This is a genomic window from Novosphingobium acidiphilum DSM 19966, from assembly GCF_000429005.1.
Lineage (GTDB): Bacteria > Pseudomonadota > Alphaproteobacteria > Sphingomonadales > Sphingomonadaceae > Novosphingobium > Novosphingobium acidiphilum.
Window position 1 is genome coordinate 47,322 of sequence record NZ_AUBA01000017.1, and the last position, 21,280, is coordinate 68,601.

Below are 21,280 nucleotides of genomic sequence, written 5' to 3' on the forward strand. Positions count from 1 at the left end.
CATGGCCCAGACCATCCGTCGCAGTGGCAAGGGCGTGCGGCGCGCGACTGCCACGCGCAACGCGCGCACCAAAGTCGCCACCGCGCGCAAGCAGACCGGCAACATCGTCGACCAGGCAATGCGCTGGCTGCCGTTTTCGGACGAGACGTTGCACCGCATGATGATCGTGGCGATCATCGGTGGCGTGGCGGGCGTGGCGGTGATCAGCGCAGAAGTGGCGGGCGTTCCCGCCATGGCCGAACAGCATCTGGCGGCCCTGTCGGGGCAGGTCGGGTTCAAGGTAAAGCGCGTCGAACTGCGCGGCGTCAACCGCATGAACGAACAGGCGGTCTATGAAAAGGTGCTGGGCCAGACCGACCAGGTGATGTCGCGGGTCGATCTGGCGGCCTTGCGCAGCACGCTGCTTGGCCTGTCATGGGTCAAGGATGCTCGCGTGTCGCGGCAATTGCCCGACACGCTGGTGGTCGACATCGTTGAACGCAACCCGCACGCGGTGCTGCGCAACGGCGATCGGTTGGTGCTGATCGATGAAACCGGCCACGAACTCGAACCCGTTGCACCGACGCGCGCCAAAGGCATGCTGGTGCTGCAGGGCCCGGGGGTCGACACCCAGGTCGGCGCGCTGGAAAAGCTGCTCGATGCCGCACCCGCGCTGAAAAACCAGGTGGCAGAGGCCGAATGGGTCGGCAACCGCCGCTGGAACCTGACATTCCGCACCGGGCAGGTGCTGGCGTTGCCCGAAGGCGATGACGAAGGTGCTGCCGCCTTGCTCAGCTTTGCACGGATGGACGGCGTTGACCGATTGCTGGGGGGCAAAGTCGCGGCGTTCGACATGCGCGTGCCCGATCGCGTCTATTTGCGCGTGCCCGGGCATGCCGAAGCAATTTCTGCCGAAGCCCGCGCTGCGGCCGTGGCCAAGGCGGCAAAGGCCGCCGGCGCCGACGGCCCGGCCAGGCCCGTACCCCATGCGGATCATGGATCATCCGCCAAACCAGCGACGGCGCACAACTGAATCATGGCCATACCACGCATCACCAAAGTCTTTGCTGCCGTCAACATCGGTTCGTTCCGCACCTCGGCCATGATTGCCGGGCTTGCCGAGACGGGCGACCTGGTCGTTCTGGGATCGGGCTATCGCGCCTCGGCCGGGATCAAACGCGGCTATGTCGTCGACATGGTTGCCGCCACGCACTGTGTGCGCGATGCGATCGAGCGCGCCGAAAAGGCCGCAAGCGCCAGCGTGCAATCGGTGTGGATCGGCTGTGCCGGTGCGGGGCTTGCCAGCACGACCGCGCGGGTCGAGGTGGATATTGGCGGTCGGCGCATCGAACAGGACGATATCGAGCATCTGCTGATTTCGGCGCGCGAAGTGATCCAGCCCGACGGGCGGCAGGTGCTGCATGCCCAGCCTGCGCATTACACGCTTGACGGGGCGCACGGCGTGCCCAACCCCAAGGGGCTGCATGCCGAACGCCTGGCGGTCGATATTCACGTGATGCTGGCCGATGGCGCGCCGATCCGCAATCTGAAGGAAACCGTCGAACAGGCGCATCTCAAGGTCGAGGCTGTGGTCGGATCGCCCGTTGCCACAGGCCTTGCCTGCCTGACGCCGGAAGAACGCGAAATTGGCGTCGCACTGGTCGAATTCGGCGCCGAAGTGACCACCATATCGGTCTATGTTTCGGGCATGTTGCTGGGGATGCAGGTCATCCCGTTCGGATCGGGCGACATCACCGATGCCATTGCATCGGCGTTCGGCATTCGCCGTTATCACGCCGAACGGTTGAAATGCATGTCGGGGTCGGCGATCGCCAGCCCCGCCGACCACCGTGAAATGATCCCGGTCAACGCGCCCGGCGATCCCGACGGGGCCGGGCCGGTGGCACGCCACGCCGATGACAAGAACCGCATTCCCCGCGCCGAACTGATCTCGGTCATTACCCAGCAGTTGGGATATTTCACCGAAGAGGTGGCCAAGGCCCTGAAGGCCATGGGTTTTACCGGACAGCGCGGGCAGCAGGTGGTGCTGACCGGCGGGGGCGCGCAGCTTCCTGGCCTGGCCGATTTTACCCAGGGCGCGTTGGGCCGTCCCGTGCGCATCGGATCTCCGCCGACGATGCTCGGCCTGCCGCCCGGCAATGCCACGCCCAGTTCGTCGACCCTGGTCGGGCTGCTGCTGTATGCGGCGGCAGAGCCGGTCGACATCCGTGCGATCGGTCCCAAGACAAGGCCCGAAGGCCCGTTGCGCGGATTTGCCCTGGTGGCGCGAATCTGGCGCGCCTGCCGCGAATATTTTTGATCGATGGCTGGCGGTTTGCCAGGGTTTATGCGCATGATTGCCGGCGCGGCTTGCAAAAACCGCACGTTTTGGCGGGAATCTGGTGCTGCAACTGTGGAAAAGCCCAGTTTGACTCTGATTAGACAAATCGATCCGTGCCAAAGCTGACCGCAACACACTTTGTCATTTTGCAGGGGCTGACCCTGAACCGTACCGGGAGACCGACATGAGCATCAACATCGGACCGCCGTCGATCGATGAACTGCGGCCCCGTATCACGGTGATCGGGGTTGGTGGCGCCGGCGGCAACGCCATTGCCAACATGATCCGCGCCGGGATCGAAGGCGTCGACTTCGTCGTGGTCAACACCGATGCCCAGGCGTTGAACAATTCGATCGCCGATACGCGCATCCAGCTCGGGCCCGCAATTACGCAGGGCCTGGGCGCAGGTGCGCGCCCCGAAGTGGGGCGTGCCGCCGCCGAAGAGACAATGGCTGAACTCGAACGCGCGCTCGAAGGCGTGCACATGGTGTTCATCGCCGCCGGCATGGGTGGGGGCACCGGCACGGGCGCCGCGCCCGTGATCGCCGAAGCCGCGCGGCGCAAGGGCGTGCTGACCGTCGGCGTGGTGACCAAGCCGTTCCTGTTCGAAGGGTCGCGGCGCATGCGGTCGGCCGATGCCGGGATCGAGGAACTGCAAAAGCACGTCGATACCCTGATCGTGATTCCCAACCAGAACCTGTTCCTGGTGGCCAAGGCCGAAACGACTTTCAAGGAAGCGTTTGGCCTGGCTGACGAAGTGTTGCAGCAGGGCGTGCGTTCGATCACCGACCTGATGGTCATGCCGGGCCTGATCAACCTCGACTTTGCCGACGTCCGTTCGGTGATGGGCGAAATGGGCAAGGCGATGATGGGCACCGGCGAAGGCGAAGGCCCCAACCGCGCGCTCGATGCGGCCGAACGCGCGATTGCCAATCCGTTGCTCGACGGCGTGTCGATGCAGGGCGCCAAGGGCGTGATCATCTCGATCATCGGCGGCGATGACATGAAGCTGCTCGAAGTCGACGAAGCGGCCAATCACATCCGCGAACTGGTCGATCCCAACGCCAACATCATCTGGGGTTCGGCATTCAACCCCGATCTGGATGGCAAGATCCGCGTCTCGGTGGTGGCCACCGGCATCGAACAGACCAACGAACAGGCCGAAATCGCGTCGCGCCCGGCGGCAGTGGGCGGCACCCGCGGCCCGGCATTCCCGGGCGGTGGCCTGGCCGCGCCCCAGGGCATCGCGCCGCGTCCGCCCGAAGTGCCGCAGTCGGCAACCGCTGAACCGGTTGACCCTTCGCCTGTGGCCGAAGAACCGGTGGCACAGGCCGCGCCCGAACCCGAACCCGAACCACAGCCCTTGCAGCAGGATGCGCCGCCGCCTGTGGACGACGAACCCTTCGACCTGACGCTTGATCTCAGCGAAGAACCCGCGCCAAGCCCGGGCATGCCCCGCTTCGGCCGGGTTGGTGCCACATCCGAACCGGTCGAGCCTGCCCCGCGCCCGGCACCGGGGGGATCGACCCTGTTCGAACGCATGGCCAGCCTGTCGCGCGGGTCACGCCCGGCCGACGAAGAATCGACCGACGAAGAGGGCAAGGCGCTTAATATTCCGCGTTTCCTGGGGCGTCAGAACAACCAGTAAGCAGTTCATCGTCCTGGCGCCATGATCCGTCGCACGATCGCGCCAGGACCGGAATTAAGCGTTAGAGCGTGCTGACAAAACGTGGGAACCGGGTTTTTGTCAGAGAATCGTGCGATATTGACTGTGCTTGACGAAATGCTGCGCGCCCGGCGGGCAACCGGCCTGCGTTGCGCGCTGGCTGTGGCGATGGTGTCGTTGGCCGGTCCGGTGCGCGCCACGCCACAACAGTCGTCCGATGCGGCGGCCGCGCCGGTCAGCGTATCGCACCCCGTGGTCGAGCCCACCGCGCCCAGCGCGGGCAAGGCTTTGAATGCGGCCCTGGGGCAACTGGCCAAGGATCCGCGCGATATCGATGCGCTGCTTGCCGCGGGTGACGCTGCAAATGCGCTGGGCGACAACGCCGCAGCGCTGGGTTTTTACAGCCGCGCCGATCAGCTTGCGCAGACCGCCGCGCCGGCCAAGGCGGGCAAGGTCAAGGCCGCGATCGCAGGCGCGCGCCTGCATCTCGACGATCCGGTCGAAGCCTTGCGCTGGTATGCAGACGCCGAAAGGGCCGGGGCCGATCCGGTGGTGTTCGCGGCGGATCGCGGGTTGGCCTACGACCTGGTCGGCGACAATGCGGCCGCAGTGGCGCAATATCGGCTGGCGCTTGAACGCAGCACCGACACCACCTTGCGCGATGAAGTGACGCGTCGCCTGGCGTTGAGCCTGGCCATCGGCGGCGACCGGCGGGGGGCAGAACGCGTGCTCTTGCCGTTGCTGCAACGGCAGGACCGCTCGGCCTGGCGCACGCACACCTTTGTTCTGGCCGTGGCCGGGCGCAGCGACGAGGCGGTCGGCGTGGCACACGCGACGATGCCTGCCGATCTGGCCGACGCGATTGCACCCTATCTGCGTTTCATGGTCCGGCTGACCCCGGCGCAACAGGCGGCGGTGGCAAGCCTGGGCACATTCCCCCGCGCTGCCGACATTGGTCGCGATGATCCGCGCGTGGTGGCCTATGCCGCGGCGCATCCTCGCGTGCCGCTGACCCCGACAACACCGGCCAGCGCGGCGCTGGCCCAGGCCGCCGTGGCTGCACCGACCGACACCAGGGCTGGCCATGCCAAGCGCCGCCGCGCCAATGGCCCGGCGCCGGTACAACTGGCCAGCGCGGCGCCGGCCCAGGCCGAGCCCGACATCGCGCTGCCGCCCCCGCCGCCGCCTGTCATGATGGCCGGCGCTGGCGGGCCGCCCGCCGCGCCGATCGCCAGCCGCACCACCACTCCGGCGCGCGGCGGCTTTGATCTGGCGCAAGTGTCGGGAAGCAACAGCAAGGCTGCGACCGCATCGGATGCATCGGGCACCGCGCCGGCCGTGCCCACTGCACCGGTGGTGCCGCGGCCCGTGGTGCTGTCCCGGCTTGACATGCCGGCGTCGCCGCGTCGCACCGCGCTGCAGGCACCAGCCCCGCAGCAACCGGTGCCTGCGCCGCAGGCGACGCCGCCACGCGTCGCCACGCCGCAACCCGCCCCGGCTGCGCTGGCGCCGCCCGCGCCCGCGCCCGTCCCCCAGCCTGTGCCAACGCCGGCCATTACGCCTTCGGTTTCTGCAGCGCCCGACAGCGTCACCATGACCAGCCATCCGGTGATCGAGGCGACCCCGCCGGCGCCCGAAAAGCCGCGCGAGACACCGGTGATGGCGCCGCCCGCTGCGCCCCCTGTGGTCAGCGATGGCGCCAGCAAGACCATCGCGGCAAAGGATGGCGTGGCAAAGGACAAGCCGACGCCTGACAGGACGGCCAGGACCAAGCCTGCAAAACCGCACGACAAGGTGCCGGTGGCCGAAGTATCGCACAGTGCAAAGGACAAGGCGGCGGACAAGGCGCCCGACAAAGGCGCGCACGCCAAGGCCGCGCATGGCAAGGCTGCCAAGGACGAGGCCGACGACTCCGCGCTGCCGCCGTGCAAGCCTGTGGCCGCGGCGAAGGGGCACAAGGGCAAGGGCGCCAAGCCCGATCATGCAGCCGCGCCCAGCGCGCGATCGCACCATGGTCGCAAAGGCAAGTCGGACGCGAAGGACAACGACACTTGCGCGCCGTCGGCGCGGGGCGATCGTCCCGATGGCCCGGGCGGCGTGTCGCGCGATGCCGACAGCGATGACAGCGGCAAGGCCAGGACCAAAGGCAAGACCAGGAACAAGGGCAGCGACAGCGACAAGCCCGCCGAAAAGGGCGGACGCCATGCGCGCTATGCCAGCCGGATCTGGGTCGAAGTGCTGACCGGGGCCGATCGGGACAAGATGCCCAATGAATGGCTGAAGCTGGTGCACAAGTCGCGGCTGCTGAAAAAGCACAAACCCTATCTGACGCCCTGGCGCAGCAATGTCCGGCTTTTGACCGGCCCGTTCGACAGCGATGCACAAGCGCAGGACTTCATTGCCGAATTGCGCAAGGACGGGGTGCCCGGATTTGAATGGACCAGCCCGGCCGGACAGGCGGTCGACAGTCTGCCCGTCCCCTGACCCGCACCGGCACTGTGTCAAAAAGACGTCGTGAAACCGATATAGGGAATAGACCGTATTTTCCTGTCATGCGATCTTGACCGGCATGTCCACAGGTTTTGCACAGTCTTGTCGAGTTTTGCGCAAGGGGGTGGCCGCCTGTCATTGCCGATCACCGGCAGCTTGGCGATGGGTCTGTGCAAGCGACGTCGGAACCCGGTCGCCGTGATGGGCATGGTCAGCAGGCCTGCCCGCCACGACCGGTCCGATGTACTGGAGTGCCGATGATGCGGACTGCCCAAGACAATGGTGAACGCGAGGATGCCGCGCCCGTCGACATGCTTGCCTCATTGTTCGAGGCGCGTGGCTGGCCGTTCGAATTTGTATCGGACGACGAGATTCACGGGGAAATTCAGGGTTCGTGGGCCAATTATCAGGTCCGCTGCATCTGGCGCGAAGAAGATCACGTGTTGCAGATGCTGTGCCTGCCCGACATTCGTGTGCCCGATGACAAGCGCTCGGCGGTGCACGAAGTCATGGCCCTGATCAACGAACAGGTCTGGGTCGGCCATTTCGACATGTGGTCCAATGGCGGTGTGCTGCTCTATCGCCACGGGCTGATGCTGGGTGACGAAGGGCTGCTCAGCCTGGGCCAGGCGCAATCGGCGATCGAGGCTGCGGTGGACGAATGCGACCGGTTCTACCCCGCGTTCCAGTTCATCCTGTGGGGCGACAAAAGCCCGGCCGATGCCTTGGCCAGCGCGCTGGTCGATGCCGTGGGCGAAGCTTAGGATTTCGATCTTGCGCGTTTTCCAGTTCGGTTGTGGCAATATGGGTGGGGCAATGCTGGCCGGATGGCTGGCAGGCGGGTTCGATCCTGCTGCATTCACCGTGATTGATCCTTATCTGGCGCAGGCGCCTGCCGGCGTGCGACTGCTCGATGCCGCGCCGCAGGGCGAACCTGCCGCCGAAGTCGTCCTGCTGGCGTTCAAACCCCAGCAGTTGCCCGCCGCTGCTGACGCGATCGCCGCGCTGGTGGGCCAGGGCACGGTGGTCCTGTCGGTGCTGGCAGGGGTTGATCTGGCCACGTTGCGCGCCACGTTTCCCGCGGCGCGCGCAATCGTGCGGGTCATGCCCAATCTGGCCGCAGCGCTCGGCAAATCGCCGATCGCGCTGTTTGGCGATGCCCAAGGGGCGGCACGTGCTGCGACCGAGGCACTGATGGCGCCGCTTGGCCCGGCCGAATGGCTGGAGGATGAATCCGCGATGGATCTGGTCACCGCGCTGGCCGGATCGGGCCCGGCATTTGTCTATCGCGTGATCGATGCGCTTGCCACCGGGGCCACGGCGCTGGGCCTGCCGCGCGACCAGGCCGACCGGCTGGCCATGGCCATGGTCGAAGGCGCCGTGCAACTTGCCGTGGCATCACCGCACAGCCCGGCAGAACTGGCGCGCCGCGTTGCCAGCCCGGGGGGCACGACGCAGGCGGGGCTCGATGTGCTGGACGCGGACGGCCGGCTGGCCCGCGTGATCGAAGACACGCTGCGTGCCGCGCGCGATCGCAGCGCCGAAATGACCGCAGAGGCAATTCGCCGAACAGTCGGCTGAGCCCGATTGCCGTTCAGCGATCCGCAAGGGACCTGTCGATACAACAATTTTCGCCGGTTGGCTTGAAAGCGGGCGCAAGCGGCGCGATATTGCATGCGTCGGGCCCCATGCCGGGCCTTTCACACGGAGTTTTTAAGCACATGGCAAACTGGAACGACCAACGCCCCTCGCAGATGGGCTTCGGCGCGGCTCCTGGCCTTTCGGGCGACTGGGGCCGTAGCTCGGTCATTGACGCCGGGCTGCGCCGACATATGCTTGCAATCTACAACTACATGGCTTCGGGCATTCTGCTTTCGGGGATCATTGCGCTGGGTTTTGCCCAGTCGGGTCTGGCCGAGGCGCTGATGCATTCGCCGCTGCGCATCGTGGTTGCCCTGGCTCCGCTGGCGTTTGTCATGGTGATGAGCTTCGGGATCAACCGCCTGTCGACCGCCACGATGCAGGCGCTGTTCTGGGCGTTCAGCGCGGTCATGGGCATGTCGCTGTCGTCGATCTTCTTTGTCTATACCGGTTCGTCGATCGCGGTGACGTTCTTTGCCACCTCGGGCGCGTTCGCCGGGCTTAGCCTGTTTGGCTATACCACCCGCAAAAGCCTGTCGGCGATGGGCACGTTCCTGATCATGGGCCTGTTCGGCATCCTGATCGCGTCGGTCGTCAACATGTTCCTGCAGTCAGGCGGGCTGGCCTTCGGGATCAGCTTCCTCGGCGTGCTGATCTTTGCCGGGCTGACCGCCTATCACACGCAGATGCTGAAGGAACAGTACGGCTATGTGCGCGGCACCGACATGGCGGGCAAGGCCGTGATCATGGGCGCGCTGCAGCTGTATCTCGATTTCATCAACATGTTCCTGATGTTGCTGCGCTTCATGGGCGATCGTCGCTGACGCCGGCCGATCCGCCGCTTCCGCGTCGGGTCATCGCAAATCAATCACACCCGGTGGGATCGGATCCCGCCGGGTGTTTCCTTTTCCGGATCGCGCTGGCATGTGTTAACCGCGGTTGACAAGGCCACGGTAACCGATGCCCTGTCATCCATTCCAAGCACCCGTGCCAGGAGCAAGACCGACCGTGAGGCTGCGCGATCGATTGATGGTTGAACGCTGTGTATCCCGCCCCCCCGCGCGCGGCACATGGGGCAAGGTCTTTGGCCTGGCGCTTGGCCTGATGCTGGCCGCCTGCGCGCACAAGTTGCCGCCGCCGCCCCCGCCACCACCCCCGCCGCCGCCGCCGGTCGAAGTGATCCCGCCGGTTCCCACGCCGCCCGATGGCGCTGCGCCCAACATGATCACCCCGCCGGTCGACGCGCAGGGCCAGCGCGAATCCGTCAATCGCAAGGTTTCGGTCAATCAGATCGTGTGGAATTTGCGTTCGGCCTATACCGTGGCCGCACTCGATTGCCAGGATGCCACCCAAAGCGCTGCGATCCTGCCGCTGTATCGCGCATTTCTGACCCGCAACGCCAAAGTGCTCAAATCGGTCTACGACCACATGGACCACGAATTTCGCGACCGCTACGGACGCGGCGGCGAAACCCTGCGCGACGATTATCTGACCGTCTTGTACAACCATTACGCGCTGCCGCCGACGAAGAACGATTTCTGCGAAGTGGTCAGCCAGGTGATCCAGCAGGGCGCCGATGTGGCGCCCGATGATCTGGGCGCGTTTGCCCAGGAAAAGGTGCCGCTGATCGAAAAGGTGTTTGACGATTTCTACACCCGCTACGACCAGTACAAGAATGCCCTGGCCGAATGGGAAGAAAAATACGGGCATCTGGGGCGGGTGCGGGTAGAGCCCTTGGCCCAGCAGCCGCCGGTGCCGCATATGCCCGACATGGGGCCCCCGGCGAACCCCTGATCCAAAAATTATCGCGGCGGGGTCTTGGCAAGCAGGCAGGCGTTGCGCTAAAGGCGCGCCTCCCGGTGGGTGTGGATCGATCGCCAACGATCGTGTGCACCACCCGGCCGAACTTTGGAACGGGGCCGTAGCTCAGATGGGAGAGCGCGTCGTTCGCAATGACGAGGTCAGGGGTTCGATCCCCCTCGGCTCCACCAGGGTTCGTATGTAGACTGTCGCATGGCCGGGTATGAAAACCTGTGGTTCATGCGGATCATGAACCAGCCTGCAGCTTGTGTCGGAACCCGGTCGCCTGGTGCGTTCGAGGCCCGGCATCGGACGCGGGCTCTTGCCATTTGCGCGAAAATGCCCCCGTTTATGCAGGTGTGTTATTCGGGCCGGATTGGCGGATACAGGCAATGCATTTTCTTGATCAGGCCAAGATTTTCATCCGTTCGGGTGCAGGCGGCGGTGGCGCCGTCAGCTTTCGGCGCGAAAAATACGTCGAATACGGCGGACCCAATGGCGGCAACGGCGGCAAGGGTGGCGATATCGTGTTCGAGGCCGTGGCCGGACTGAACACGCTGATCGATTTCCGCTATACCCAGCACTTCAAGGCGCAGCGCGGCGGCGGCGGCGCCGGCCAGAACCGCTTTGGCGCGGGCGGCGACGATCTGGTGATCAAGGTGCCGGTCGGCACCCAGGTGCTCGACGACGATCGCGAAACCGTGCTGCTCGATCTGGTCGAGCCGGGGCAGCGTGTCGTGCTGTTGCGCGGCGGCGACGGCGGGCGTGGCAATGCCAGCTTCAAATCGTCGACCAACCGCGCACCGCGCCAGTCCGGTCCCGGTTGGCCAGGCGAAGAAATGTGGGTCTGGCTGCGGCTGAAGCTGTTGGCCGATGCGGGCCTGGTTGGCCTGCCCAATGCCGGCAAATCAACATTCATCAACCAGATCAGCAACGCCAAGGCCAAAGTGGGCGAATACGCCTTTACCACCACCCGGCCACAGCTGGGCGTGGTGCGCCACCGCAACCGTGAATTCGTGCTGGCCGACATTCCCGGCCTGATCGCGGGTGCGGCCGAGGGCGCCGGCATCGGTGACCGGTTTCTGGGGCATATCGAACGCTGCCGCGTGCTGATCCACCTGGTCGACATTCACGGCACCGATCCGGCCGAGGCAATGCATGTCGTGGCCGAGGAACTGGCTGCCTATGGCGGCGGTTTGGACGAGAAGCCGCGGTTGATCGCGCTGAACAAGATCGACCTGGTCGATGCCGAACTGGTGCGCGCCTTTGCCGGCGAACTGATTGCGGCAGGCGCTGACAAGGTCTTTCCGATCTCGGGCGCGACGGGCAAGGGCATGGATGCCCTGCTCGACGCCGTGCTGGAACACTTGCCCGCAGCCACCGCAACCGAACGCCCCGCCGGGGAAATCGAGGACGCGACCGAGGCCAAGCCCTGGTCGCCGTTCTGATACCATCGGTTGCCCGGTATGACCGACGCAGACGGTGGTCTTCACCCGACGCGATTTATCGCATAAGCGGACAGGCATCATGACCATCGCGACGCTTGCCCAACTTGCCGATCCTGCGCTTGCCCCCCGCCTTGTGGTCAAAGTCGGATCGGCGCTGCTGGTGGGCGCGGACGGCGAACCGCGTCGTGCCTGGCTGGCGGCACTGGTTGCCGAACTGGCGGCGGCGCGGGCGCGCGGACAGCAGGTGATCGTGGTGTCGTCGGGCGCGATCGCGCTTGGCGCGCGGCGGCTGGGCCTGGCCAGGGGTGGACGCGGTTCGCTGGCCGATGCACAGGCCGCTGCGGCAGTGGGCCAGATCGCTTTGGCCGGACTGTGGGCCGAGCTGTTTGCCGCACATGGGGCAACCGCCGCGCAAGTCCTGCTGACGCTGGATGACCTTGAGGATCGTCGCCGTTGGCTGAATGTCACGGCCACGCTCGGCACGCTGCTGGCGCGCGGCGCGGTGCCGGTGATCAATGAAAACGACACGGTCGCGACCGAGGAAATCCGCTTTGGCGACAACGACCGGCTTGCCGCGCGTGTAGGGCAGGCGGCAGAGGCGAGCGCCGTCCTGTTGCTGTCGGACATCGACGGCCTGTACGATCGCGATCCGCGCGCGGCCGGGGCAACGCGCATCCCGGTGGTGCGCCGGGTAACGCCCGACATCCACGCAATGGCCACGGCCGGATCATCCTCTGGCCTAGGGTCGGGCGGCATGACCTCAAAGCTGCAGGCGGCCGAGATTGCCGCGATGGCGGGCATGGCGCTGGCAATCATCGACGGCCGGCCCGAGGCGCCGGTTGCGCGCGCATTCGATACCGGCAGTGGTACGCTGTTCCTTGCCCGGCCGCACAAAGGCGCGCGCAAGGCCTGGCTTGGGGGACGTCTGCGGATGCGCGGGTTCCTGCATGTCGATGCAGGCGCGGCTGCGGCGCTGGCGCAAGGGGCCAGCCTGCTGGCCGCAGGCGTGGTGCGCGTGGAGGGGCAGTTTGTGCGCGGCGATGCGATTGCCGTGGTCGGCCCTGCGGGTGACGTGCTTGCGCGCGGCCTGTCCGAATACGATGCTGTTGAATCGGCGGCGCTTGCCGGGCGGCACAGCCGTGATCACGCCGAAATCCTGGGCTATGCGCCAAGGTCGGCGCTGATCCATCGCGACCAGCTGGTTCTGGTCTGATGGTGGCAAAACGTCCGTCGGACTTGCTGGCCATTACCGGGGCGACAGGGTTTGTGGGGCAGGCTGTGCTCGATGCGGCAGCCGCGGCGGGCCTGGATGTGCGCGCCCTGACCCGCCGGCGGCAAAAGGCGCGTGCCGGGGTTGAATGGGTTCAGGGCGATCTGGACAACAAGCGTGCACTGCGCCGGCTGGTCGCGCGGGCAAGTGCCGTGATCCACATCGCCGGCGTGGTCAACAGTGCCGATCCTGCGGCGTTCGAAGACGGCAACGTGCGTGGCACGCTGAATATCGTCAACGCCGCGCTTGAGGCGGGCGTGGGGCGGTTTGTCCACGTCTCGTCGTTGTCGGCGCGCGAACCGCAGCTTTCGATCTATGGCGCGTCGAAGCGTCGTGGCGAACGCGTGGTTGCCTCATCGGGCCTCGACTGGACGATCGTTCGTCCGCCGGGGATCTATGGTCCGCGCGATACCGAAATGTTCGAACTGTTCCGGCTGGCGCGCAAGGGCGTGGTGCCGCTGCCCCCTGCGGGACGCGTGTCGTTGATCCATGTGGCGGATCTTGCCGATCTGCTGCTGGCGCTGGTGCGCGGCGGCGAAGACGTGACCGGCATGACCTTCGAACCCGACGATGGACGGCCCGGAGGCTGGACACATGGCGAAATGGCGCGCGCGATCGGGATGGCGGTGGGCAAACGGCCGATCGCGCTGTCGCTGCCGCGCACGCTGCTTGAATGGGTCGCGCGCGCCGATCGCGCGGTGCGCCGGGACAAGGCCAAGCTGACGCTCGATCGCGTTGGGTACATGTGTCATCCCGACTGGACCGTTTCCGATGGTGCCCGGCCGCCGGCCGACCTGTGGCAGCCGCAGATCGCCACCGATGCCGGGCTTTACGCGACGGCGGCATGGTACCGTGATATGGGCTGGCTGAAATCCTGATCCGCCAGGCGTTCAAAACGCCGGTTCGTAGCCCGGTGGCAGATCGTCCTGGTCATCGCCGTGGCCCGGGACATGGATGCCGCATTCGGTCTTGTCCCAGCCTTTCCAGCGGCCCGAGCGCGGGTCTTCGCCCGGTGCGACCTTGCTGGTGCAGGGCGCACAACCGATCGAGGGATAGCCGCGCGCGACCAGCGGATGCCGCGGCAGATCGTGCGTGTCGAACCAGGCTTCGATGTCGGCATGGGTCCAACTGGCCAGCGGATTGATCTTCAGCCGTCCTTCGCCATCGCCATGGTCGATTTCGAACCGCGGCAATCCCGCGCGGGTGGCTGACTGAAATCCCTTGCGGCCGGTGATCGATGCGTCAAATCCGGCCATCGCGCGTGCCAGGGGCTCGACTTTGCGCATGTCGCAGCACCCGTCCGGATCCCATGACCAGCGCAGCCCTTTGTCATCCCTGGCGGCAAGCGCTGCGGCATCGGGGGTCAGCACGCGCAAGCCGGTCAGGCCGAGCCGTTCCACCACAAGGTCGCGATAGGCCAGCGTTTCGGCAAAATGTTTGCCGGTGTCGAGAAACAGCACGGGCAGCGCCGGATCGACCTCTGCGACCAGATGCAGCAGCACGGCACTTTCCGCGCCAAAGCTTGACACCACCGCCAGATCGCCCGCCAGACCATCGCGGATCACCGTGCGCAGCATGTCGCGCGTGTCGCTGCCCCGGAACAGATTGTTCAGCCGGATCGCATCGGCATCGCTGAAACGCGGTGCGGTGTCGATCCGGTCGATCCGCCGGTCGGTCGCGGGGCGGCGGATGTCAGCCATGCCGCAGCGCCCAGATCGCCGGACGGCCATCCACGGTGCGCTGATAGACTTCGGGCCAGGTGGCGATGGCGGTGTCGATTGCGGCGCGCGTGATCGGCTGATCGGGCGCAAACGCGTCGAACCCCACGCGGTGATAATGGCTGATCTGGTCGACCAGCACATCGCCCACCGCGCGCAGTTCGCCGGTATAGCCGGATTCGCGCAGGATACTGGCCGCCGAATAGCCGCGCCCGTCGTTGAACCCGGGAAAGGCGACCTCGACCAGTTCCAGCTGGCCAAGCAACGGCAGCAGCGCGCGCGCGTCATCGCCCGGCATCAGCCGCACCGCCAAGGCGTTTGCGGTATCGGACAGATCGGCAAAGGCCACCACCGGGGCGGTGCTGGCTGAGTCATCGCGCAGCCGGATCAGGGTTTCAGCCATAGATTGCGTCCTTGAACGGGGCGGTGCCGATACGGCGATACGTATCCAGAAAGCGTTCGCCGTCGGTGCGCTGCGCCACATAGACCTGCGTTGCGCGTTCGATTGCATCGACGATGCCGTCTTCGCTGAAGCCGGGGCCGATGATACTGCCCAGCGACGTGTCCGCGCCTTCCGAGCCGCCGAACAGCAGCTGATAGTTTTCGACGCCCTTGCGATCGACCCCCAGGATGCCGATGTGCCCGGCGTGGTGGTGGCCGCACGCATTGATGCAGCCCGAAATCTTCAGCTTCAGTTCGCCCAGATCGCGCTGGCGTTCGACATCGGCAAAGCGCGCGGAAATCTTCTGCGCCAAAGGGATCGAGCGGGCATTGGCCAGGCTGCAATAATCCAGCCCGGGGCAGGCGATGATGTCGCCGATCAGGTCAAGATTGGGCGTGGCCAGGCCCGCTTCGTCAAGCCTTTGCCAGATTGCATGCAGATCGGTGCGCTTTACATGCGGCAACACGATGTTCTGCGCATGGGTCACGCGCAGTTCGTCAAAGCTGAAATCGCGCGCCAGATCGGCCATCAGGCGGATCTGGTCGGCGCTGGCATCGCCGGGAATGCCGCCGGTCGGTTTCAGGCTGATCGTGACAATGCCGTAGCCCTGCACTTTGTGCGCATGGACGTTTTGATCGACCCACAGCGCAAAGTCGGGATCGGACAGATCGATCGCCACAGGCGCGGCGCGGTCGAACGCGGGATCGGCAAACTGCGCCTTGATCCGCGCCAGTTCGGCCGGCGGCGGCTCAAGGCCCAGCGTCAGGATATGCGCAAATTCCTGTTCGACCTGGCGGCGATATTCTTCGGCACCGATTTCGTGGACCAGGATCTTGATCCGCGCCTTGTACTTGTTGTCGCGGCGGCCATAGCGGTTGTAGACGCGCAGACACGCCTCGAGATAGCTGACCATCTGCAACGGCGATAACCAGTCGCGGATCACCGGCGCGATCATCGGCGTGCGGCCCATGCCACCGCCGACATGGATGCGCAGGCCTTCTTCGCCCGCCGCATTGGTTACCACCTGGATGCCGATGTCGTGCAGCTTCATCGCCGCGCGGTCGACGTCGCTGCCGATGATCGCCACTTTGAACTTGCGCGGCAGGTAATCGAATTCGGGGTGGAACGTCGACCATTGCCGCAGCAGTTCGGCATAGGGTCGCGGATCGGCCACTTCGTCGGCGGCGGCCCCCGCGAAATGGTCGGCGGTGGTGTTGCGGATGCAATTCCCGCTGGTCTGGATCGCATGCATCCCGACCGACGCCAGATCGGCCAGGATCGCGGGCGCATCCTCGAGCTTGATCCAGTTGTACTGGATGTTCTGGCGCGTGGTGAAATGGCCGTAACCGCGATCGTATTTGTCGGCGATATCGCCCAGCATGCGCATCTGGCGCGCATTGAGCGTGCCATAGGGCACCGCCACGCGCAGCATATAGGCGTGCAATTGCAGATAAAGCCCGTTTTTCAGCCGCAGCGGGCGGAACTGGTCTTCGGCCAAGGCGCCCGACAGGCGGCGCGCGACCTGATCGGAAAATTCGGCAACGCGGGCATCGACCATGGCCTGATCATGCGTGTCGTACTGATACATCGGGGGATCTTTCGCAGATGTCAGGCGATCCAGGCGGTGGCCGCCGGATCATGGGGGCGATGCGACAGGTCAAGGCGTACGGTGGGGCCCAGCGCGCGCACGCGGTCCTTGATATGCGCCGGGCGAATGCCCTGCGCGTCACGCGTCGCGTCGATTACATACGCGCTGACCACACGTTGCGCGCGTTCCTCGGCGGTGATGATCGCGGCGCCATCGTCTGTCAGCGGGGCCGCGTCGTTCACCGCTGTCGACCAGCCGCTGCCGGTCCACCAGGTCACATCGCCGGTCAGCAGGTCGTTGCCGGTCAGGATCTTGAAACGATCGGCGCTCACCGCACGCTCTCCGCAAATTGGGCAAGGGTCGCGGCCTGTTCGCGCGCGGCCACTTCGCCGATGATGATCAGCGCCGGGCTTTTGACCCGGTGCAGCGAAACCAGCGTGTCGAGCCCGGCCAGCACCCCGCGCAGCACGCGCATCGCGGGCCGGGTGGCGTTTTCGATCACCGCCACCGGCATCGCCGGCGACAGGCCATCGCCGATCAGTTTTTCGGTGATCGCCGCCGCCGTGGCCAGCCCCATGTAGATCACCAGCGTGCGGCCCTGACCCGCCAGCCCTGCCCAGTTCTGATCGGACAGACCCTTGCACTGCCCGGCAACGAACGACACGATCGAAGCGGCATCGCGATGGGTCAGCGCAATGCCCGACGCCGCAGCCGCCCCCATCGCCGCGCTGATCCCCGGCACCACCTGCACCGGCACGCCGGCGGCGCGACAGGCCTCGGCCTCTTCGCCGCCGCGTCCGAACACGAACGGATCGCCACCTTTCAGCCGCACCACCGCGCGGCCCGCCAGCGCCTCGCGCACCAGCAGCGCGTTGATATCATTCTGCGGCATCGTGTGGCGTGACCGGCTTTTGGCGACGCAGACCAGCCGCGCGGTGGCAGGCGCCAGCGCCAGGATTGCCGGATCGACCAGCCCGTCGTGCACGATCAGCGTGGCCGCACCGATCAGCCGCGCCGCGCGCAGCGTCAACAGGTCCGGGTCGCCGGGTCCGGCACCGACCAGATGGACGGTGCCGACGGATTGGGGGACAGGGCTCGTCATCCAGCGCAGATGGGGCCAAGCCGGCTGCATCGCCAGCGAGAATGCCTATTGCGGTCGCTAGGCCAACTTTAGGCGGGCGGTTCGGGTTCGGTCTTTGACAGCATCGCCACCATCCGGCGCAGCCCGTCGGAATCGCGCAGATGCACATCCTGTTGCGGAAACGGGATCTGCACGCCGCGTTCGCGGAACAGGTGCCACACGTTCTTCAACACCGCCGACCGGATCGCGCCGATGCCGTTTTCGGGGTCGTTGATCCAGCAACTGACCGCCATGTCGATCCCGCTGGGGCCAAGCGTCGACAGCATCACGCTGGGCGGGGGATCGGCCAAAACGCGTTCCACGTCGCCCGCCGCCTCCAGCAGCAGTGCCTCGACCAGGTCGATATCGCTGCCATAGGCAACGCTGATCGGGATCGAAACCGACACCCGGCGCGATGAATATGACCAGTTTTCAACCTGGCTGGTCATCAGGTTCTGGTTGGGGATCAGGTATTCGCGGTTGTCCAGCGTGGTGACCGAAATCGCGCGGATGCCGATCTTGTTGACCACGCCCATCGTCGTCGTGCTGCCGCTGGTCACCGCGATCACGTCGCCCGGCTTGATCGACCGGTCTAGCAGCAGGATGATGCTGGCGATCAGATTGCCCGCCGTGGTCTGCAATCCGAAACCGATGGCCAGGCCAAACGCGCCCGAAAACACCGTAAACGCGGTCAGGCTGATGCCCAGCGTGTCAATCGTCATGAAAAAGGCGAACGTCCACACGGTCAGTGTGATCATCTTGTCGCCCAGCGAGGTCTGCGCCGAATCCAGCCCCTTCATCCGCCGCAACAGCCGCCGCGCCACGCTGCCGACCACGCGCGCACCGATCAATGCGATCGCCACGACCATGACCATCCAGATCGCGGTGGCGAGCGAGATATGGTATTTGCCGATATCGATGCTGATATCGTCAAGCGCGTCGATCATGTCGTGCAGGCGCGCGTTCACGGCCTGCAGGTGCGCGTTGATATGGTGGGATGCCGCATTCATCCGTTGCGCCCCGCCTGCCTGCGCCAGGTGGCAAGCGCGCCGTCAAGGTCGGCGATCAGATCACCCGGATCTTCCAACCCGACGGCCAGCCGCACGCCAAACCGGTCTTCGCCATCCCACCCGGCCGGCGGCCAGGCGCTGGCGCTGCGGATCGGTGCCGGATCAACCGGGGTGGCCAGGCTTTCAAACCCGCCCCAGCTGTAACCGATGCCGAACAGCGCCAACGCATCGATCAGCGCATCGCGCGCCGCCGCAGTGCCGCCGCGCATTACAAAGCTGAACAGGCCGCACCCGCCGGTAAAATCGCGGCGCCAGATCTCGTGCCCGGGGCTGCCCGGCAGCATCGGGCACAGCACATGCGCAACCTCGGGCCGCTGCATCAGCCATTGCGCCAGCGCCAGCGCCGAAGCGGTGGTGCGCTGCAGGCGGATATCCATCGTGCGCAGGCCACGCAGCATCAGCGATGCATCGTCGGGCGACACCACCGTGCCCAGTCCCTGCGCGCGCAGCCGCAATGTGCGGTACCAGTCGGCGCCCGCACTGGCCGATCCCATCATCGCATCGGAATGGCCGCCGACATGCTTGGTCAGGCTCATCACCGCAATGTCCACGCCGTGCTTCAGCGGGGCAAAGCCCAGCGGGCTGGCCCAGGTGTTGTCGATCACGCTAATCACGCCGCGCGCGCGCGCGATCGCGGCCAGCCGCGGCACATCGCACACATCCATTGTCAGGCTGCCCGGGCATTCGATCAGCACCGCGCGGGTGCGCTGGCAGATCGCCGCGGCAAAAGCGTCGGGATCGAGCGGATCGAACCAGCGGGTTTCGATGCCGAAATCGTGCAGCAGGCCGCGACCCATCACCCGGCTGGGTTCATAGGCGTTGTCGGTCATCAGCAGGACATCGCCAGGGCGCAGCACGGTCAGCATCACACCCGCGATCGCCGCCACGCCCGAGGGATAAAGCACCGTGCCCGCAGCCCCCGGCTCGAGCATGGTCAGCGCATCGGCCAGCGCCCATTGCGTGGGCGCGCCGCGCCGCCCGTAATAGAAATTGCCGTCCTCGTTCGACGGATGCGCGCGCAAGGCGGCCATATCGGGATAAAGATGCGTGCTGGCGCGCCACACCGCCGGGCTGACCACTGCGCCCGGATGCCCGGGTGTTCCGGTCCATTCGGCGCGGCGCCCGGCGGCCGTGACGCGCGTGCCGGGGCCATGATTGCTGTCGTTATTCCCGCTCATGGCCGCATGCAAAGCAGGATTGGCGCGCAAAGACAACCGGGCGTGGGGTTCTACGCCGGGTTTAGCGTGCTGCGCCGGTCTCTATCGGCAGATCCGGATCGCTGCCCCATTCGGCCCAGCTGCCGTCATACAAGGCAAAATCCTGCTTGCCGAGCAGGTGCGCGGCGAACAGCACGACGTTGGCGGTCATGCCCGATCCGCACGTGGCGATCATCGGCCGGTCAAGATCGATCCCGGCGGCGTCGAACGCCGCGCGCAGGTCATCGGGCTTTTTCCAGGTGCCATCTGCGGCAAACAGGCTGGCATAGGGCAGATTGCACGCGCCGGGGATGTGGCCGCTGGCAAGCCCGGGACGCGTCTCGGGTACTGCCCCGGTAAACCGCCCGGCGCCGCGTGCATCGACCAGCTGTTCGGCCCTGCTGGCGATATTGGCCAGGACTTGCGCCTTGCTGCGCACCTGGCGATCGTCGCTCCACACGGTGAAATGGCGATGGCGCAGCTGTTCGCGTCCTTGTGCACACGGGCGGCCTTCGGCTTTCCATTTGGCGATACCGCCATCGAGAAGTGCGACATTCTGCGCGCCGAACAGCGTCAGCATGAACCAGGCGCGGGTGGACGAATGGATCGGGCTGTCGTCATAGACGACGATACGGCTGCCATCGCCCAGGCCCAGGGTTTGCATCCGGCTGGCGAATTTTTCCGCGCTGGGCAGCGTGTTGGCAAACGGTGCCGCGGTGTCGACGAGTTCGTCGAGATTCAGAAACACGCCGCCCGGAATATGGCAGGCCTCGTATTCCAGCCGGGCGTCGCGGGTGTGTTCGGGCAGGAACGCGCTGGCATCGACCACGCGCAGATCGCTCGCGCCCAGTTCGTCGGCCAGCCATTGGGTGGTTACCAGCGATTCCATGTCTCGAACTGCTCCTGCCTGCTGCGACCCGTCCTTATGCGGCGGTTTTCGCCAGGCAGTTTAAACGCTCGTTTAGCACGCGTCGAGGCTGTTTCCCTTGCGGGACGCTTGCCGTTGCGTTTTGTTCGGGGCATGGGCGGCGCGTTCAAAAGGATAGACCATGGCTGATCTCAAACCCCTGCATCTTGGCCAGTCGAGCGGGCTGCCGGCCTCACCCGAAGCGGCGGTGCTGGACTATGTGCCCAATCCGCGCGCCGGTGCGCTGTTCCTCGTGCGCTTTGCCGCGCCGGAATTCACCTCGTTGTGCCCGGTGACCGGGCAGCCCGATTTTGCGCATCTGGTGATCGATTATGCGCCGGGCGAAACGATCGTCGAATCCAAATCGCTCAAGCTGTTTCTGGGCGCATTCCGCAACCATGCCGGATTTCACGAAGACGTGACCGTCGGCGTGGGCCAGCGCCTGTTTGACGAAATGGCGCCGCGCTGGCTGCGCATCGGCGGCTACTGGTATCCGCGTGGCGGCATCCCGATCGACGTGTTCTGGCAATCGGGCCCTGCGCCCGAAGGCCTGTGGGTGCCCGACCAGGGCGTGGCGGGCTATCGCGGACGCGGCTGACCAGGA

General features: G+C 65.9%; 20 protein-coding genes and 1 tRNA gene. 13 read left to right on the forward strand and 8 right to left on the reverse strand.

Features of this window, described 5'->3' with window-relative positions:
- Window position 1: 1 nt before the first annotated feature.
- From G404_RS0114100 to G404_RS0114155, 12 genes are all read left to right on the forward strand, one after another.
- A complete protein-coding gene (locus G404_RS0114100; protein ID WP_028641664.1) occupies window positions 2–1,012 on the forward strand; it encodes a cell division protein FtsQ/DivIB in 1,011 nt (336 codons plus the stop codon).
- Between the two features lie 3 nt (window positions 1,013–1,015).
- A complete protein-coding gene (gene ftsA / locus G404_RS0114105; RefSeq protein ID WP_028641665.1) occupies window positions 1,016–2,299 on the forward strand; it encodes a cell division protein FtsA in 1,284 nt (427 codons plus the stop codon).
- 205 nt (window positions 2,300–2,504) lie between these two features.
- Complete coding sequence (gene ftsZ, locus G404_RS0114110; protein WP_028641666.1) at window positions 2,505–3,968, forward strand: cell division protein FtsZ; 1,464 nt, start codon at window positions 2,505–2,507, stop codon at window positions 3,966–3,968.
- A gap of 123 nt (window positions 3,969–4,091) precedes the next feature.
- Window positions 4,092–6,470 (forward strand): tetratricopeptide repeat protein, encoded by a 2,379-nt coding sequence (locus G404_RS0114115; protein WP_425411651.1) that lies wholly within the window; start codon window positions 4,092–4,094, stop codon window positions 6,468–6,470.
- A 266-nt stretch (window positions 6,471–6,736) separates the two neighbouring features.
- Entirely contained in the window at window positions 6,737–7,240 is a 504-nt protein-coding gene (locus G404_RS0114120; protein ID WP_028641668.1) for a type III secretion system chaperone family protein, read from the forward strand.
- Window positions 7,221–8,057: a pyrroline-5-carboxylate reductase gene (gene proC / locus G404_RS0114125; protein WP_211230791.1), complete on the forward strand. Its 837-nt coding sequence runs from the start codon at window positions 7,221–7,223 to the stop codon at window positions 8,055–8,057. Before G404_RS0114120 ends, proC begins: the two co-directional genes overlap by 20 nt.
- 140 nt (window positions 8,058–8,197) lie before the next feature.
- Window positions 8,198–8,941: a Bax inhibitor-1/YccA family protein gene (locus tag G404_RS0114130; protein ID WP_028641670.1), complete on the forward strand. Its 744-nt coding sequence runs from the start codon at window positions 8,198–8,200 to the stop codon at window positions 8,939–8,941.
- Between the two features lie 184 nt (window positions 8,942–9,125).
- Window positions 9,126–9,911 (forward strand): hypothetical protein, encoded by a 786-nt coding sequence (locus tag G404_RS19150; RefSeq protein WP_051280730.1) that lies wholly within the window; start codon window positions 9,126–9,128, stop codon window positions 9,909–9,911.
- Between the two features lie 121 nt (window positions 9,912–10,032).
- Window positions 10,033–10,108: transfer RNA gene (locus G404_RS0114140), tRNA-Ala, on the forward strand.
- Between the two features lie 201 nt (window positions 10,109–10,309).
- Entirely contained in the window at window positions 10,310–11,365 is a 1,056-nt protein-coding gene (gene obgE / locus G404_RS0114145; RefSeq protein ID WP_028641671.1) for a GTPase ObgE, read from the forward strand.
- A 79-nt stretch (window positions 11,366–11,444) separates the two neighbouring features.
- Window positions 11,445–12,578: a glutamate 5-kinase gene (gene proB, locus G404_RS0114150; RefSeq protein ID WP_028641672.1), complete on the forward strand. Its 1,134-nt coding sequence runs from the start codon at window positions 11,445–11,447 to the stop codon at window positions 12,576–12,578.
- Window positions 12,578–13,513 (forward strand): NAD-dependent epimerase/dehydratase family protein, encoded by a 936-nt coding sequence (locus tag G404_RS0114155; protein WP_028641673.1) that lies wholly within the window; start codon window positions 12,578–12,580, stop codon window positions 13,511–13,513. Before proB ends, G404_RS0114155 begins: the two co-directional genes overlap by 1 nt.
- A 12-nt stretch (window positions 13,514–13,525) precedes the next feature.
- Here G404_RS0114155 and G404_RS0114160 read toward each other — a convergent pair whose 3' ends face one another.
- The 8 genes from G404_RS0114160 to sseA all read right to left on the reverse strand — a co-directional run bounded on the left by G404_RS0114160 (window position 13,526) and on the right by sseA (window position 20,658).
- The gene (locus G404_RS0114160) at window positions 13,526–14,335 is read right to left on the reverse strand and encodes a phosphoadenylyl-sulfate reductase (RefSeq protein ID WP_028641674.1); all 810 of its coding nucleotides are present in this window, start codon (window positions 14,333–14,335) and stop codon (window positions 13,526–13,528) included.
- Window positions 14,328–14,756: a DUF934 domain-containing protein gene (locus tag G404_RS0114165; protein ID WP_028641675.1), complete on the reverse strand. Its 429-nt coding sequence runs from the start codon at window positions 14,754–14,756 to the stop codon at window positions 14,328–14,330. Before G404_RS0114165 ends, G404_RS0114160 begins: the two co-directional genes overlap by 8 nt.
- Entirely contained in the window at window positions 14,749–16,383 is a 1,635-nt protein-coding gene (locus G404_RS0114170) for a nitrite/sulfite reductase (protein ID WP_028641676.1), read from the reverse strand. The genes G404_RS0114165 and G404_RS0114170 overlap by 8 nt, the downstream gene beginning before the upstream one ends.
- 20 nt (window positions 16,384–16,403) lie before the next feature.
- Window positions 16,404–16,715 carry a DUF2849 domain-containing protein gene (locus G404_RS0114175; protein ID WP_028641677.1) on the reverse strand — a complete coding sequence of 104 codons (312 nt, stop codon included), beginning with the start codon at window positions 16,713–16,715 and terminating at the stop codon, window positions 16,404–16,406.
- Window positions 16,712–17,485 carry a uroporphyrinogen-III C-methyltransferase gene (gene cobA, locus G404_RS0114180; RefSeq protein WP_028641678.1) on the reverse strand — a complete coding sequence of 258 codons (774 nt, stop codon included), beginning with the start codon at window positions 17,483–17,485 and terminating at the stop codon, window positions 16,712–16,714. The genes G404_RS0114175 and cobA overlap by 4 nt, the downstream gene beginning before the upstream one ends.
- 68 nt (window positions 17,486–17,553) lie before the next feature.
- Window positions 17,554–18,513 carry a mechanosensitive ion channel family protein gene (locus G404_RS19155; protein WP_051280731.1) on the reverse strand — a complete coding sequence of 320 codons (960 nt, stop codon included), beginning with the start codon at window positions 18,511–18,513 and terminating at the stop codon, window positions 17,554–17,556.
- Window positions 18,510–19,751: a cystathionine beta-lyase gene (gene metC / locus G404_RS0114190; protein ID WP_028641679.1), complete on the reverse strand. Its 1,242-nt coding sequence runs from the start codon at window positions 19,749–19,751 to the stop codon at window positions 18,510–18,512. Before metC ends, G404_RS19155 begins: the two co-directional genes overlap by 4 nt.
- A gap of 61 nt (window positions 19,752–19,812) precedes the next feature.
- Window positions 19,813–20,658 carry a 3-mercaptopyruvate sulfurtransferase gene (gene sseA, locus G404_RS0114195; RefSeq protein WP_028641680.1) on the reverse strand — a complete coding sequence of 282 codons (846 nt, stop codon included), beginning with the start codon at window positions 20,656–20,658 and terminating at the stop codon, window positions 19,813–19,815.
- A 160-nt stretch (window positions 20,659–20,818) separates the two neighbouring features.
- On the opposite strand from sseA, the gene queF reads away from it, so the two are divergent.
- Window positions 20,819–21,274, forward strand: a complete 456-nt coding sequence (gene queF / locus G404_RS0114200; protein WP_028641681.1) for a preQ(1) synthase — start codon at window positions 20,819–20,821, stop codon at window positions 21,272–21,274.
- The last annotated feature ends 6 nt before the right edge of the window (window positions 21,275–21,280 follow it).

Coding starts and splice junctions, on each gene's coding strand:
- proC (WP_211230791.1), top strand. CDS start 7,221: ATGCCGTGGGCGAAGCTTAGGATTTCGATCTTGCGCGTTTTCCAGTTC.
- queF (WP_028641681.1), top strand. CDS start 20,819: ATGGCTGATCTCAAACCCCTGCATCTTGGCCAGTCGAGCGGGCTGCCG.
- G404_RS0114170 (WP_028641676.1), bottom strand. CDS start 16,383: ATGTATCAGTACGACACGCATGATCAGGCCATGGTCGATGCCCGCGTT.
- proB (WP_028641672.1), top strand. CDS start 11,445: ATGACCATCGCGACGCTTGCCCAACTTGCCGATCCTGCGCTTGCCCCC.
- obgE (WP_028641671.1), top strand. CDS start 10,310: ATGCATTTTCTTGATCAGGCCAAGATTTTCATCCGTTCGGGTGCAGGC.
- G404_RS0114155 (WP_028641673.1), top strand. CDS start 12,578: ATGGTGGCAAAACGTCCGTCGGACTTGCTGGCCATTACCGGGGCGACA.
- G404_RS19155 (WP_051280731.1), bottom strand. CDS start 18,513: ATGAATGCGGCATCCCACCATATCAACGCGCACCTGCAGGCCGTGAAC.
- ftsZ (WP_028641666.1), top strand. CDS start 2,505: ATGAGCATCAACATCGGACCGCCGTCGATCGATGAACTGCGGCCCCGT.
- sseA (WP_028641680.1), bottom strand. CDS start 20,658: ATGGAATCGCTGGTAACCACCCAATGGCTGGCCGACGAACTGGGCGCG.
- G404_RS0114165 (WP_028641675.1), bottom strand. CDS start 14,756: ATGGCTGAAACCCTGATCCGGCTGCGCGATGACTCAGCCAGCACCGCC.
- G404_RS0114100 (WP_028641664.1), top strand. CDS start 2: ATGGCCCAGACCATCCGTCGCAGTGGCAAGGGCGTGCGGCGCGCGACT.
- cobA (WP_028641678.1), bottom strand. CDS start 17,485: ATGACGAGCCCTGTCCCCCAATCCGTCGGCACCGTCCATCTGGTCGGT.
- G404_RS0114130 (WP_028641670.1), top strand. CDS start 8,198: ATGGCAAACTGGAACGACCAACGCCCCTCGCAGATGGGCTTCGGCGCG.
- G404_RS0114160 (WP_028641674.1), bottom strand. CDS start 14,335: ATGGCTGACATCCGCCGCCCCGCGACCGACCGGCGGATCGACCGGATC.
- metC (WP_028641679.1), bottom strand. CDS start 19,751: ATGAGCGGGAATAACGACAGCAATCATGGCCCCGGCACGCGCGTCACG.
- ftsA (WP_028641665.1), top strand. CDS start 1,016: ATGGCCATACCACGCATCACCAAAGTCTTTGCTGCCGTCAACATCGGT.
- G404_RS0114120 (WP_028641668.1), top strand. CDS start 6,737: ATGCGGACTGCCCAAGACAATGGTGAACGCGAGGATGCCGCGCCCGTC.